The 16,009-nt window shown below is 59.7% G+C and carries 2 protein-coding genes; both read right to left on the bottom strand.

Features of this window, described 5'->3' with window-relative positions; all coding sequences use genetic code 11:
- Positions 1 to 83: 83 nt before the first annotated feature.
- Entirely contained in the window at positions 84 to 1,139 is a 1,056-nt protein-coding gene (locus tag ACILSO_RS06310) for a Gfo/Idh/MocA family protein (RefSeq protein WP_395736526.1), read from the bottom strand.
- Positions 1,140 to 1,296: 157 nt separating this feature from the next.
- Positions 1,297 to 15,813: a choice-of-anchor tandem repeat GloVer-containing protein gene (locus tag ACILSO_RS06305; RefSeq protein WP_395736525.1), complete on the bottom strand. Its 14,517-nt coding sequence runs from the start codon at positions 15,811 to 15,813 to the stop codon at positions 1,297 to 1,299.
- Between the last annotated feature and the right edge of the window lie 196 nt (positions 15,814 to 16,009).

Raw genomic sequence — 16,009 nt, 5'->3', positions numbered from 1 at the left:
ATTACCTGACAGGCGCATCATCTTATGCTCAGCGAGTGCGGAGGTCCTTGCCCTGCAACGCGCGAATGAGGCTTCGTGTTCGCTTAGTCGAGATCGGCGATACGCACAGGCTTGCCGCCTTGCTCGGCGCTTTTGTCAGAGGCAAAGATGACCTCAAAGCTGCGCAGCGCCTCAGGGAAGCTGGTCAGCGGCATGTCCTTGCCCTCGTCCAAGGCGTCAAAGAAGGCCTGGAACTGCGTCTCATAGGGGTGGTCGCTCACATCGCCGGAGTCCAGCATCTTCATGGAGAGCTTGCTCCAGGCATGCTTGTCCGTGTGCAGCTTCATCGAGTGGAATTTGTCGTCCAGGAGGCTGCCCTGGCTGCCGCACAGGTGGGTGTGGAAGTAATAAGGCTGCAGGCAGTCTACCACGGCGGCGGACTTGCCCACGGCACCGTTTTTGAAGTGGATTAGCGTCACGCTGGTGGTGTCGTATTCGTAGGGCTTGAAAATCTCGCTCTGTGTCTTGGTGGAGAAGCTGGTGACGCTCTCGACCTCGCCGCCCATGACCATGAGCAAGGCGTCCAGCGCGTGACAGCCGGCGGTGAGCAGTGCACTGCCGCCGTCCTTTTTACCGGTGTTCCAACGGAACTGGCCGTACCAAGGGCCGATGCCATGGTAGTAGTCCACCTCGCCGTAGTGCAGACTGCCAAGCAGTCCTTCGTCGATCAGTGCCTTGGTCACCTGAAACTGGTTGGAGAAGCGGCACTCAAAGCACACGCAGCCCTTCACGCCATTGGCCTTTGCCGCTGCGGCAATCTCCCGCACTTCCTGCAGCGAGTTGGCCATCGGCTTTTCGAGAATGATGTGCTTCCTGGCATTGGCCGCCTTCACTGCCTGATCCCGGTGCTGGCTCGGATAGCTGGAAATATCCACCACATGAATCTCTGGATTGGCCAGCATTTCATCCAGGTTCTGATAGCTCTTGATCGGTGTGCCGTGCTTGGCGCTCAGTTCGGCATCGTCCAGCTTGCGGGAGGAATAAATCGCAGTGACCTGCCCCTGCTTGGTTTTATTGATGGCGTCAATGTGCGCGCTGGCGGCCCAGCCGTATCCGATGATCCCGACGTTGTATTTCTTCATGGTATTGAGTGCTGCCATGCTCCAAACCGGAGGCACGATTGTCAATACCAATACCCGGTACGGAAGTGTCTCTTTCGTGTGTTTTTGATGCAGAAGCGGGGCAGACGTTAGGCAGCGCACAAAGAGCACCTGCGCTTACCACCCTCCCGACCCGCCAGTTGATGGGAGCGGCAGATCACGGCGAGGTAATCCGCAGGCGCACGTAACGACGTGTGGTGGTGCTGCTTGCGGCCGGACCGATGCGCACCGTGACAGTCTCGGTAACGCCATCGCCATTGGGGGTGGCCCCCACCTCGGTGATATCGCCGGGCGGAGTTCCCCAGCTGCCAGCGCTGAGATCCGGCGAAGTTTGCACGGTGTAGGTAAGGTCGCTGGCGGCAATGCGGCGCGGATACACAAACATGAGATACTTTTGCCCGTCTCCAGGATTGATGGCCATGGAGTTGCTATAGGGCAGGCGGTTGGTGCCATGAGGGTCAAGATTGAAAGCGTATTCCGCCAGGTTGGGGATGCCGTCCCCGTCGTCATCACCGGAGAGATTTGCAGCGCCATTGGCTTCCTGCCAGTCTTGCAGCAGCGTCCGGCGGGTGACGGTGACGGTGTATGTTTTGATCGTCACGGTATCGGAGGCGGTGACGCGTACGTCGATCGTGTTCGCGCCGACGCCAAGCGGCAGAGCATTGCTGGCCGCACCGGAAGTCAGCGCGGTGAACGCGCCGGCATTGAGCCTTATCTGAAGCGTCGCGCCCGCGTCAGCCGCCGTGGCGGTGACCGTGGTGTTTGCAATGCTGTTGCTCACGCTGCTTGAGTAGGAGGTAGTCGACGTCGAGAAAGCCGGGGTGAGCATACCGGTGTCCAGGATGAGGTCGCTGAGATTGGCGCTCAGCGTTGTGAAGGTGAGATCATTCCCGGTGCTGGTGCCGCCCGAGTTTGTGCCGCTGGCGCGGAAATGATACGTTGTCCCCGGGATCAAACCGGTAAGTGTGGTGCTGATGTTCTGCGGCGTCGTGCCATTCGAAGGACTGAGCGACACAACGGTATCGACACCGTAGCTGGTGCTCACACCGGATTGAAACTTCGCGGTCGTGGTAAAGCCGTTTGGATTGATGCTGCCATTGAGCGTGGCGCTGGTGGTGCCCACGGTGGTGGCGGCGAGCGTCGCCACGACAGGCGGAGGAGCGTTGAAAGACTGCGCGGCCATGTCGGAGGACTGGAAGTAAGAGTCCCCGGGCTGCCAGGCCAGGACCGTGATGAGGCCGGGGCCGTTCACAGTGAGGCGGCTGCCATTAAGCGTTCCTGGACCGCTGATGAGATAGCTCACCGGCAGGCCGCTGCTGCTCGCAGCACCGAGGGTGAGGGTGGCGCCCACGGCCATGTTTGGAATGGACGGAAAACTCATCGTTTGCGGCGGACTGAGCGCTGGCAGCACGAGTTCTGGCGCCAGCTGGTTACGCCAGGCGTAACCCGTATGCCCGTAGGGCGTGTAGCCGCAGCCCCAAAGGCTGCTGTCAGAACTGCTTGCGAGAGTATGGTAGCCCAGGGTCTTGTAAACAACGCCCCAGCCCGTGCTGGTTCCGACACGCGTGGGACTGTTTCGAGTGGTCGTTCCTCCATCCCCCAGCTGATTGTAAAAATTGTAGCCCCAGGACCAGAGCGAGCCATCGGACCTGCTGGCGTAGGAATGATAGGAGCCGCAACCAACGCTTTGCCAGGTGGTGGCGGAACCGATTTGCACAGGAGCAGTGCGCTGGGTGGTGCTGCCGTCGCCGATTTGACTTTCGATGTTTCGTCCCCAGGTCCAAAGCGTGCCGTCATTGCGTGTGGCGATGCTGTGATACATGCCAGCAGAAAGACTGCGCCAGGTGGTCGCGGTTCCCACCTGCACCGGTGTCGTCTGAACGGAAGTGTTGCCAACACCGATCTGACCGTAACCGTTGTAGCCCCAGCCCCATAGAGATCCTCCCTGCTTGATGGCCAGAACGTGGTAACCGCCGCAGACGACCGCGTTCCAATCGCTGGCGCTGCCGACCTGAACGGGCGAGAACTGCCCTGCGGAACCGGTGGTTCCGTTGCCCATCTGTCCATCGCTGTTGTATCCCCATGCCCACAGGGTGCCGTCCGTGCGCAAGGCTACGGTGAAGTAATTACCGCAGGAAACACTGGCCCAGTTCGTGTTTGTGCCGACCTGCACGGCGCTGGTGCGTGTCGTGGTGGTGCCATCGCCCACTTGTCCGTAATTGTTATATCCCCAGGTCCAGAGCGTTCCGTCGCTGCGAACAGCGGCGCTATGATAGCCGCCGGCGGCGGCACTGATCCACTGCGTGCCCGGCTGAGGCTGGACCATGACCTGGTGCTCGGCGCTGTCGTTTGTGCCAATTCCCAACTGCCCGTTCGAATTGCCACCGGCGGTCCAAAGCGTTCCATCTGACTTGAGCACTACGGAGTGATAAAAACCGGATGATGCTGACGAGACCGCTCCAAATTGTGCTGCGAAGGGAAGGAGAAGCCTGTTGTTCGTTGAGTATCCAAGCTCGTTGACAGAGTCATTGCCCCAGGACCAGGTCGTACCATCCGAGCGTGTCGCCACCGTGTGGTCGAAACCGGGAGCGAGCAGTGCCCAGTTGTTCGCCGTGCCGACTTGAGCCGGCACGTTCGGCCGTGGAGTGACATCGGCGAATCCCTGTCCGAGCTGCCCGTAAAGATTTTGGCCCCAGGTCCACAGAGAGTTGTCTTGTTTTATAGCGGTGGAGTAATAGCCGCCCGCTATCACACTTTTCCAATTCGTGGCGGTTCCCACCTGCAAAGGACTTTGACGTTGGACCAGCGTAGCGTCGCCAATTTGACCTTCGACATTTCTTCCCCAAGCCCAAAGCGTGCCGTCTGAGCGGACTCCGAGGCTGTGATAATAGCCGCCCGACAAGCTGGTCCAGTTCGTCGCAGTGCCAATTTGCACCGGAGCAACACCATTGGTGGTTGATCCAGTTCCCAGCTGGCCGTTGACATTGTAGCCCCATGCCCAAAGCGTGCCATCCGTACGGGTGGCCAGCAGATGATAATTGCCGGAGACAACGCTCGACCATGTTGCAACGCTTCCCACCTGCACCAAAGACGTGTGCGTCGTCAACGAGTCGGATGTGCCCTGGCCAAGTTCTCCATCAGCATTGTATCCACAGGCCCAGAGCGTTCCGTCGGTCTTGAGAGCAACCGTGTGATACACGCCGGCGGCAACAGCGGCCCACGTCGTCAATGCACCCACCTGGACCGGGGAGTTGCGCTGGGTGTTGGTGCCATCGCCAATAGCACCGTAGGTATTGGCACCCCAGGCCCAGAGAGTGCCATCAGTCTTCACCGCGAGGACGTGATAACCACCGACGCTGATATATTTCCAGTTCGTCGCGGTGCCCACCTGCGTCGGAGCATACGAGGTATTGGTGGTGCCATTGCCAAGCTGACCATATCCATTGTAGCCCCAGCCCCAAAGGGTGCCATCAGCCTTGATGCCGAGCGTGGCGTAATTGAGCTTGCTGCTCGAAAGCTGCACAAAGGGCGAACCGGACACCACGATGAAAGTCCGTGTCACCGCGAGTGCCGGCCCATACGTGCCACCATCTCCGGCCTGCGTGGCCGTGACACTGACCGCACCCGGAGTGCCGGTCAATGTGACGGTGTTTCCGCTGATCGAGGCCGATGCAGCACCGCTGGTAATGGCGTAGCTGACCGGCAGACCGCTCGTGGCAGTGGCATTCAGGGTGTAAGGCACGTCCGTCGTGAGCTTGTTGGGAAGCGCAGGAAAGTTGATGGACTGCGTAACCAGCGTGAGCGTGATGTCGTTGCCGTCGCCACCGCTGTAGCTGATGACGAACGTGTAATTTTGAGCCCCAAAGCTGGCGGTGACGGTGGCGCCGCCGGGCAGATTGTTGAAGGTGCCGTTGACGGGTATGAAGCCGTTGTTGTCCACAAGCTTCAGGATGGTCCCCGGCGTGGGTGCGAACCCGAGCACGACGTTTAGCTGCATCCCTGTGGCATCATAACCGGTGGCGACGACCGGCACATCTGAAGCAGTGTTGAAGGTGGCGGTCGAAGACGTGGTGAAGGTTTGGTCCGGACTGTCAAAATTACCAAACGGAGTGACTGCCGAAAAACGGTAATGATAAGTTTGCAGCGGCTGAAGTCCCGTCAGGGCCGCGGACGGCGTGTCGGGGGTGGTGCTTGCGTCAAATGGCTCATCCTCCGTAATAAAACCGTATGCCGAGGTGGCCCCATATTGGAAATGCACAAATCCTACGTAGTTGTTTCCGGTGATGGAGCCGTTGATCGTTGCGGTCGTGTCGGTGACATCGGTGGCTGGCAACGCGAGCACGACCGGTGGCGGGTTGACTTTGTAGATGCCCGTGGAATTTCCGCCGTACAAGAATCCGTCGCTTGCCAGCAAAAGACCGAGGTTCGGCGTGATGCCATCATTGCGCCCCGTGAATGAATAGATGTATGACACGACACCATCAGGGGTGACTCTGAAGAGAGTACCGAGGTTGTACGTTCCTCCTCCGATTGTAACTCCATACAAACAGCCATCAGGCCCGGCGAAGAGCCCCCCGGTCGGTGATGAACCCAGCAGACTGCCAGTGGTGCCGGTGAAGCTTGCCAGGTTGGTGAATACACCGGCGGCGGTCATTTTGAAGACTGTGCCCAAGTTGCTCAGGCCACCGCTGCTCGTGACACCATAGTAGGCGCCATCCGCTCCCTGCGCCAAGACCCCAGTTGGGGAAGTACCAAGAACTGCCCCCGTGGTTCCGGTGAAGTTGACGAGATTGGAAAACACTCCGCCAGACGTGACCTTGAACACCGTGCCAAAACCACCGCCGCTGCCTCCGGAAGTCGTTGTTCCGTAGTAGGTGTTGTCACTGCCCTGGATCAGCGGTCCCTGCGGACTGCTGCCGAGGGTGGCACCCGTGGTTCCTGTGAATGTGGCGAGGATGGTCTGCGTTCCAGCCGGAGTCATCATGAACACATTTCCGGCGCTGCTGGTTCCGCCGCTGGCGTTGGTGCCATAGAAATTACCATCGGAACCGGCAACGAGTGCCGCCAGCGGACTCGAACCAGGATTGGCGCCGCTGGTGCCCGTGAAACTGATGAGCGTTGTATAAACGCCCGCTGGCGTGAGCTTGAAGACAGAACCGTTGTTGAGCAGTCCACCGGTCTGGGTCGTGCCATAGTAGTTTCCATCCGCCCCCAGGACGAGGCCCGCTCTCGCATTTAAAGCAGTGGTGCCGGACACTGGCGCCAGGGTGGCAAGCGTCTGGGGCGCACCCGCAGTCGGAGCGGAGAAAAGGGTGCCGTAGCCATTAGCACCGCCAGCGCCCAACGTCGCGCCGTAGAGCTGGGCACCGCCTCCCTGAATGAGACGTCCCACGGATGGCGCCGCAGTGAAGTTTACCAACGTGGTAAACAACCCTGCGCTCGAGCATTTGAAGATCGTCCCTGCATTGTTGAGGCCACCGGTGTTCGTGGTGCCATACATCGAACCGTCCGTACCGGTGACGAGCGCACCCTGCGGGGTCGCGCCAAGCGCGCTGCCAGTAGCACCGGTCAAGTTTACCAGCGTATTGAGGACGCCGGCAGGCGTTATCTGGAAAATGGTGCCAAAGTTGTTCAAGCCGCCGGTTTGTGTAGTACCGTAAAGGTTGCTGTCAGAGAGCTGCACGAGCGCGCCTTTTGGCAGGGAGCCGAGCACGCTTCCCGTCGTGCCGGAAAACGCCGTGAGCGAGGTGAAGGTCGCGGTTGTAGTGACCTTGAAAACGGTGCCCAGATTGTTTGCGCCACCCAGGCTCGTGGTGCCGTAGAGCACTCCGTCCGTCCCCTGCACAAGCGCCGCCAGGGGCGTGGAGCCAGGGTAAGTGCCCGAGGTGCCGGTGAACTGCACCAGCGTGGTCAGCACGCCTGCAGGAGTCATCTTGAAGATGGTCCCAGAGCCGCCACTCCCGCCCGATGCGGTGGTGCCGTAGAAGTTTCCATCCACGCCGAGGGTAAGAGCGGCACGCGGACTGGAGCCGAGATAAGAACCCGTGCTGCCAGTGAAACTGACGAGGGTGGTGAACGTCCCGCCCGTCGTGATTTTAAAAATGGTGCCGGAAGATCCGGTGCCTCCGTTCTGCGTCACGCCATAGAGTGCCCCGTCAGGCCCGACGGTGAGCGATGCCACAGGATCGGAACCATAGGGATAGCCAGTGTTGTTGAATGTGACCATCACCGAGACATCGCCCGCCGGGGTCATGCGGAAGACGCAGCCGTAGTTGCTGGACGTGCCGCCGTCCACGGTGGTTCCGTAGAAGTTTCCGTCAGGGGCACTCACAAGCGTCGCCTGAGGATTGTAGCCGGTGAAGCTGTTGTTGGCCGTGCCATACAGGTTTGCCAGCGTCGTCATAGTTCCGCCCTGGGAAACACGGAAGATGGCACCGCCAGTTCCGAACGTTCCGCCTGTGGCAGTGGTGCCGTAAAAGTAACCGTCACTTCCCTTGAACAGCGGTGCCAGCGGTGTTGTGCCAGTGCTCAGATACTGCGAGATCGTCTGCAGCGTGTTTGTCCCGAATGTGGCCGCCGCCGCCGCGCCCGTTGCCCACTCATCCCAGTTGATGTTGCCCTCCTCGAATTCTTCCATCTCTTCATCACCCAGCGTGGTGGTAAATGCGTCGGGCGTTTTTATGATCTGGTCGTCGCCATAACTGATGCCGAAGCTGTTGGCCGCCACCAGACGCACATGATACGTTGTGCCGGGGAGCAGATCATTCACCGTCACGCTCACGGGCAATGCCGCGATGCCGCTGCCAGCATTCTGCACCGTGGTTTGCTCGCCATAGCTCGTGTCTTCGCCATACTCGAAGTAATAGGTCGTGGCCGTGCCCAGAGGATTGACCACCCCGTCCAACGAAAAGCCGGTCTGCGCGGCATTTGGGAATGAGCCGGTGATCACCTGCGGTGCACCGGTCGTCGCGAAGGTTTGATCCGCGCTGTAAAACGTACCCTGCGGGGTCACCGTGGCAAGGCGGTAGTGGTACACCACTCCGGGCAGCAAGCCCGTGAGCGCCGCAGTCACCGGCGTGAAGGCAGTTCCCACGCCGAGATTTTGTGACGCCGTCTGCGAACCGTAGTTCGTGTTCAGCCCGTATTGGAAGGACGCCGTCGCGAGGTCTTGGTTCGGTATCACGCTTGCGCTCAAAGTGGCGCCTGTCGGCGTGAGCCCCGTCACGGAGATGGTCTGCGCCGCAGGCTGCTGATGCACACGGAAGACCGATGATCCATTCACCCCGTAGAGGTAGCCATCCGAGCCTGCCACGAGACGGTAGGCATCTGGGTAAAGATTTGAGCCGTTTATGTTCGGCGAGCCGCCGTCGTTGTTGCTGCCAAATGCATAGAGGCTTTGGAAGCTGCCGGTGGAGCTGACGCGGAACACCGTTCCTATTCCATAGAGACCGCCCGAGGAGGTCGTTCCATAAAAAAAGCCATCAGCCCCCTGCCGCAGCGTGCCGTGCGGAGAAGTGCCGGGCACGGTGCCTGTGGTGCCGGTGAAGCTCGTCAGAGCAGTGAAAACTCCTCCGGGTGTGATTTTGAAGACCGTGCCGAAGCCGCCGCCCGAGCCCCCGCCCGTCGTAGTGCCGTAGATGTTTCCGTCGCTGCCCTGCACCAGGTTGGTCGAAGGTGCGTTGCCAAGGAATGAGCCGCTCGTATTCGTGAAGCTCACCAGCGAAGTAAACACTCCCGTGCCGTCCGCAGTGAGCTTGAAAAGGGTGCCAAATCCACCAGTGCCTCCGCTGGTGGTGGTGCCATAGAAGTTGCCATCGCCCGCCAGCAGCAGGGTCGTGTTTGGATTGGTTCCGGGAAAGCTGCCGGTGGTGCCGGTGAACTGAACGACGTTAGTGAAAACACCGGCGGCGCTGATTTTGTAGATCGTGCCCAAACCACCTGTTCCTCCATTGGTAGTCGTTCCATAATAGGCCCCATCCGTCCCCTTCACGAGTCGCGAGGGGGGCGAGTTTCCCACGGCCGCTCCAGAAGTGTTGGTAAACGACGCCAGGGAAGTAAACGTTCCTCCTGTGGTCACCTTGTAGGCCGTGCCGAAGCCCCCGCCAGTGCCACCCGAAGACGTGGTGCCAAACAGAGTGCCATCGGTGTCCTGCATCAGTCCCGTGATGGGAGCGCTGCCCGGAAACGAACCTGAAGTATTGGTGAACGACACAAGGGTCGTCTTGGAACCGCTTGTGGTCAGCTTGAACAACTGGCCGTAGGTGCCTTCCGTTGGCACAGCCCCGTAAAGATTTCCATCGGCGCCCTGAAGCAGGTAGGGAGCGGCAAAACTGTTGGAAGTGAACGACGCGAGCGTGGTCAAGACGCCGGCCGGTGTGAGCTTGAAAACGCTGTTGAAGCCGGCGTTTCCATTCGCGGTGCCGCCGTAAAAATTCCCATCGCTGGCTTGAATGAGGTTTTTGAAATAAGCAGGACTGACCACAAAACTATACAAACGGGTGAAGGTGCTGCTCGTCGGGTTATAGCTGAACACACTTCCGCGAGACTGGGTGCTGCCGCTGTTGCAAATACCGTAGAAGTTGCCGTCACTGTGCAATTTCAGGGCCCCGATGGGAGTGGAACCGTCCGAGCTGGAGACCAGGCTGCGAATACTCGTGAATGTTCCAGATGTGGTCGTCTTGAACAATGTGCCGACGCTGTTTGTGCCGCCACCGGATGTGCTGCCCCACAGCGTGCCATCGCTCGCCTGCACCAGCGCTGCCTGCGGACTCGACCCCAGGAAGGAGCCGGTGGTACCGGTAAAGCTGAACAAACTCGTAAACACCCCGGCGGTCGTAATTTTGAAGACGGAGCCTAGAGACGTGCCGCTGCCGCCCGCACTTGTGGTACCGTACAAGTTTCCGTCGCTGCCCTGCACCAAGGCTGCCAGCGGCGTGGCACCGATGACGGTGCCAGTGGTGCCGGTGAACGAAGCCAGAGACGTGAAGGTTCCACTGGTGGTCACTTTGAATACCGTGCCATTGCCACCACCGCTGCCGCCAGTGGAAGTCACACCATAGAGATTTCCATCCACCCCCTGGATCAGTCCTGCCTGACAGGAAGAACCATAAGCCGTGCTGGTGGTTCCCGTGAAATTTACCAGCACCGAAAGCACCCCTGAGGGCGTCATCTTGAAGATCGTGCCAAAACTGCTGCTGCCGCCACCGCTGGTTGTGCCGTAGAAGTTGCCATCTGCCGCTTGCAGCAGCGGAGCACGCGGAGCGGTGCCGCTGGTGGTCGTCAGATGCACCAGCGTGGTTAGTACTCCCCCTGGAGTCATCTTGAAAACGGTGCCCAGGTTGTTCACACCGCCGGAAGTGGTGGTGCCGTAGTAGTTGCCGTCACTTCCCAAAATGAGTCCGGCATTGGGCTGCATCCCGTTCGCACCATAAAAGTTCACCAATGTGGTGATGACTCCTGACGTCGTCATTTTATAGACGCTGCCCTGGTTGCTGTTGCCGCCGGAAACGGTGGTGCCATAGAAGTTGCTATCTGCGCCGGTGATCAGTTGCGCACGCGGATTCTGCCCCACGCTCAAGCTCACGGGTGTCAACGGTTCCACCACCGTCAGAACGTTTACCGGATTGATGATGTCGAATGCATTGCTCGATCCGGAATGTCCCAAACCGTCGCTGACGGACAGAGTCACATTGGTGTCCGTGATGAACGCCGTCACCTGTCCGGTCCATACACCGTTGATGAAACCACTCGCATTGCCCGGAGAGATGGCGTTCGCGCCCCCAGTGCCCGTCGCCGTGAGCGTTGGCGTGCCGTTGTATGTGGCGATCACATTGTTGCCGAGCTCGTAAGCCGTGATGCTTACGCTGAAGCCGACGCCCTTCGTCTGGGGCGATGGAATGCTGGCAAAGCCGTAATGATGCACGTCATTGTCGAGCACGGTCGTATTCGCATTCGCACCGGTGTAGCCGTTGGCCGAGGCCGTCACATTGACCGGCGCGCTGCCATCTGTGAGCGCATTGTCCACGCCGGTCACAGTGAACGTCGCTGAAGACGATCCGGCCAGGATCGTGGCCGTGGCAGGCACGGTAAGGCGAGAAGTCGTGTTTGAGGCCAGCGAGACTACCAGATCATTTGCCACAGCGCCCGAGGCGGAAACAGTCCCGGTGGCCGTCGATCCTTCAGTCACAGCCCCAGGAAGAAACAAGGCCAGGGCGAGTGTTTCATTATCCAGCACGTTGATGTTCGCTGTCGCATCCGTCCAGTTCGACAGATGGGCGGTGATGGTGGCCACCTGCGTGCCGTCGATGTTCAAATCGTCCACCAGCGTAATCGAGAACGTCGCGCTGGTTTGCCCTGCCAAAATCGTAACCGTCGCAGGCACCGTCGCAGCGGTGATGTCACTGCTCGTAAGTGCAACGACCAGATTCCCCGCAGGCGGAGATGACACGGTGACTGTCCCTGTCACCGGCGGGTTGTTCTCCGGGGCGCTGGAAGGCACGCTCAAGGAAAGCGTCCCGGTAACGTCGAACGAGGAGCTGTCTCCGGTATGGCTTGATCCATCATCCGCGCGCAGCTTCATCTGGCTGGCGATCTGGTTCACCGTGAGATTGCCCGTCCAGACACCCGACGAGAAACTGCCGCTAACCGTTGGATTTACCTGAACTGCCAGCGTCGAGGATGGAAACGGGATTGTCAGTCCTGAGTTTAATGTTCCGATGCCCGGCGCTGCCGTCGTCCAGTTTGCGGAAGTGTTTAAGTCAGAGCTGCCCGTACGCACGTAGCTGAAGCTTGGATCAGAAGGCGCAGCCACGGGAGCTCCTGACCATTGGGTCGTCGGAATGGTGACGGGCGATGTGATGCTGGAGGCTGTCAGGCCCGCCGCACACATGAAGTCCGTGATCCCGCCACTCGCGTCCCGCAGCATCACCCCCACATTGTCAGTTGTGCCAGAAGTCCAGTTGATGTTTGCCCCGGTGTAGAACTGCGGGAAAGTGCCGGGTGATGTGCCAAATTCTGTGAGCCGGAATATCTGTCCTGCTCCAAGTGTCGTGCCGGCAGGGATCGTGAACGACTTGGAAGCCGTTGCAGCTGTATCGTAGTCCCAGTATACAATGGTCCAGCCGCCGATGCTCACCGGAGTGAGCCCCACATTGGTGAACTCAATTTCATCAGGGGTGTTCGTGTTGACCTCTGAAATCACCACGGACGAGCCCGCCGGGTTGGCTGCCAGGCCGCTCAATGCCACGGTGCCTGCGAAACTCGTAACGGTATTGTTGCCGGCGTCCTGCGCCGTGATCGTGGCACTCGCAGGTGTGTTTACCCCACGTGCACTTTGCGTGTTCCAGGAAAAGTGATGCAATGGGCCGGTGGACACGTTGAAGGCATTGCTGCTTCCTGTATGTCCCGAGCCATCGTTTGCCGTCAGCACCACATTGGTGTCGAAACTGTTTACCGTGATGCTGCCCGTCCAAGTGCCAGCCACAAAAGCCGTCGTCGTGGTGGGCGAGATCAAATCAGCGCCGCTCGTCCCATTGGCTGTCAGCGCGGCCGTGCCTGTGTAGCTGGAGATGTTTAAGTTGTCGATGGACTGCGCCGTGATCGTTGCCGTAAAGGGAACGCCGCGCCCCTGGGGCGACCCGACGGTGTTCCAAACATAATGATGAACGTCGTTGTCGAGGACAGTCGTTGTTCCCGACCCGCTGGTAAAACCAGATGCCGTCGCAGTCACCGTCACCGTGGCACTGCCATCGAGCAGCGAGTTGTTCACTCCCGTCGCTGTGAACGTCGCCGAAGTACTGCCCGCTGCAATGGTGACAGCGGAAGGCACCGTGAGTCGCGATGTGATGTTTGATGAGAGCGAAACCGTCAGCCCGGTGGTCAAGGTACCAGGAATGGAGACGGTGCCCGTCCCCGTGCCGCCCTCCAGCACCGTGGCCGGCAGTGAAACACTGAGGGTCGTCGTTTCATTGTCCAGCACCGCGATGGAGGCGCTCCCGGTTGTCCAGTTCGCCACACTCGCAGAGATGGTCGCGTTCTGGGTGCCGTCGATCTTGTTGTCATCGACAATTGTAATCGTAAATGTGCCAGAAGTCTGGCCTGCCGCGATGGTCATGGTCGCGGGCACCGTGGCCGCGGTGCTGTCATTCGACGCGAGGCTGACAGTCACCTGACTGTCAGCAGGAGCGCTCATCGTCACCGTGCCCTGCACGGTTCCTGACCCTTCCGTAGCGCTTGCGGGCATGCTCACCGTCAGGGTTGCTGTTTCATTGTCCTGCACCGTCAGCGTGTTCGTTCCACCAAAGTAACCCGTTGCGCTCGCGGAGAGCGTGGCGGTCTGCGTGCCGTCGAGCAGCGCATCATCCAGCACGGTCGCTGCAAAGCTGGCGCTGGATTGATTGGCCAGGATCGTCACTGTCGCGGGAACCTGCACTTCCGAAATGTCGTTCGAAGTCAGCGACACCGTCAGGTCGCTCGTGGGCGTCGGCACAGCCGTGACCATGGCCGTCAGAGGTGCATCGCCTTCGGTGGCCGTGTTGCTCGTCAGGGAGATGGTCAGGTAGTTGAGCGGTGTTGTTTGAATCGGAAGCTTCCAGACGCTGCGTCCCAGCGTGCCGACCACGAGCACACTGTCAGCCACGCTGTAGGTCATGTCGAAGCAGATCGCGTTAGGAAAGCCCGTGCCAAGCTTCTGCCACACACCCAGATTATTCACGAATGAGACATACAGGCCCAGGTCTGTTCCCACGGCCACGCAGTCCGTTCCGTAGAGTTTGAAAAACTCCAGCGTACGCGTCACGCCGACACCTGTCAGATCGCCCGTGATATTGATCCACGTCGCGCCCGAGTCCGGGCTGTGATAAACCGAGGACGTCCCGGCCACAAACACATGACGGTAGTCATTGCGATCCAAAACAATGTCCTGCACCGTTCCGCCGGGGAATGCGGCTGCCGTGCTCGAAACCGCGCCTCCGGAAGTCGTGCGGATCTTAACAGTCGAGCCCGAGCCATAGTAAAGGATGTCCGGATTGGGTGTTCCATTGAGCCAGCCACCATAGGCGACAGGACCGCCCGTGCTGCTCGATCCGTTCACACTGGAGGTCGGGGAAAGCGCTGTCACCGTGTCACCGCGGTTGAGCGACTCGTACGCAGCGTTGCTGGCGCCGATGATCAGACGTGTGGCATCCACCTTGTTCAACTGGATCGGCGTGGAGAAAGATCCGCTGATCGCCGGCCCGCCGTTCAATACCGTCAAAGCCGGGCTGACGGTACTTTGCAGCACATTGGATGCATTGTACGTTTTGCGATAAAATCCGCCCAAGTTTTGAGAGCTGCCGTAGCGGATCGAGGTGTTCGCCGTGCTCGTGTCGTCAATCGCCACCGCTCCACCGTCACCTCCGCTGATCCATTGCCACACGGTGTTCGTGCTCGAAAGCTGGATGTGGCAGCCATTGTCCTGAGCGCCGAGCATGGCGATGTGATTGACCGCATCATAGGCCACGTTATGGGCCTCAAAGCAGGCGAGGTTACCGTTGGCCGAATTCCAGGCACTCGTGTTATTCGTCGGATTTGGACGACGATAAATGCCGCCATCACTCGTTTCCACCAGCGTGCCGTCCGGAGAGCAGAACATCTCGCGCGAGTCCGCGTGCGGTGTCGTGCTGCTGGAATTCGGCGAGTGCAGGCTCGTCAGCTGCGAGCCCGCCGCTGCAGTCGCATCCCCGCGATAACGGCCGCTCTGGCCGCCGACATACACATACTTGGGATCGTTGCGGTCTGTCGCGATGGAGAAGTGCACATTCGTCTGTCCGCCCGTGCTCGGCGTGTCCATCTGGGTCCAGGTCGTGCCGAGCGTTGTGGAGCGCCAGAGACTTAACGGCGCGCTCGAGCCCAGCAGAGCAATGTAAAGCGCAGAGTTGGTGCCGTTGTTAAACAAGGCCATCTCCGACTTCACAACACTGGTGGAGAATCCAGTGATGTTGCCGGTCACGTTAGTCCACGTTGCGCCAGTGTCATCACTTCGGAAGACCCCCACGGTACGCACCACGGCAAAGAATCGGCTGGGATTTGAGGGATCTCCGATCAGATCGCTGATCGGCCCGGCAGGCAGTCCGTTGGTGCCCGAAACCAGCGTGAATGATGCTCCTGTACTCGTGCTGCGGAAGAGACCGCTGCCGTTGGCCGGGAAAAAGCCGGAAGTATAATCGGTATCCGACGCCGTCAGAATGACCGTTCCACGTGCCGCCACGCTGCTGAGGTTCTCATTTACAAACAAGCTTGTGCTAAGAACCGACCACGTGGCTCCGCCATCTGTCGTGCGCAATACGCCGATACGGCCGCCGCCCTGGCCTCCCAGACTGCTCTCTCGTGCACTGCTTGCCACCAACGTTTGATAGGTAGCGTCGGTCGGGTCAAATTCCAGCGCGCCCATGTTAAGCGACTGCACCGTGTCCATCAGCGGTGTCCAAGATGGACTCGTTGCAGTACCGTTTGTCGTCTTCCAGACGCCGCCATTTACCGTCGCGACATACATGATGTCCGGATTCGTGGGGTGAATGGCCACGGACTGCACCGCCCCACCGATTTCATTGTTTGGCGGGACTGTTACCTGTCCTCCAATGGTGGCCGCCGGTCCGATGGGAATCCATGCAGGACCAATCTGTCCAGCAGGAGCCATGTCGGGCGCTATGGCTGCCTGAGGAATGGCTTGTAAGGGGAGAAGTCCAGATGTCTCGCTCCGCGCATCGGGTGGAGCGATGACAGGAACGGGGGAGGGAGGCTGCGCCGTAACGGGGCAGGTGAGCGCGAGCCACGTTGCACAAAGGTGGAACGCTCCCAGATAAGGAGAGCGTGGAAATGCTGCGTCTTTCATG

The organism is Prosthecobacter sp., assembly GCF_044226605.1.
In the GTDB taxonomy this organism is placed as follows: Bacteria; Verrucomicrobiota; Verrucomicrobiia; order Verrucomicrobiales; family Verrucomicrobiaceae; genus Prosthecobacter.
Note: the sequence above shows the minus strand (reverse complement) of the source record. Positions and strands in the feature narration are given on the sequence as shown.

What these genes read in the sequence shown, in the direction of transcription:
- ACILSO_RS06310 (WP_395736526.1), bottom strand. Translation starts at nt 1,139, where the DNA reads ATGGCAGCACTCAATACCATGAAGAAATACAACGTCGGGATCATCGGA.
- ACILSO_RS06305 (WP_395736525.1), bottom strand. Translation starts at nt 15,813, where the DNA reads ATGGCTCCTGCTGGACAGATTGGTCCTGCATGGATTCCCATCGGACCG.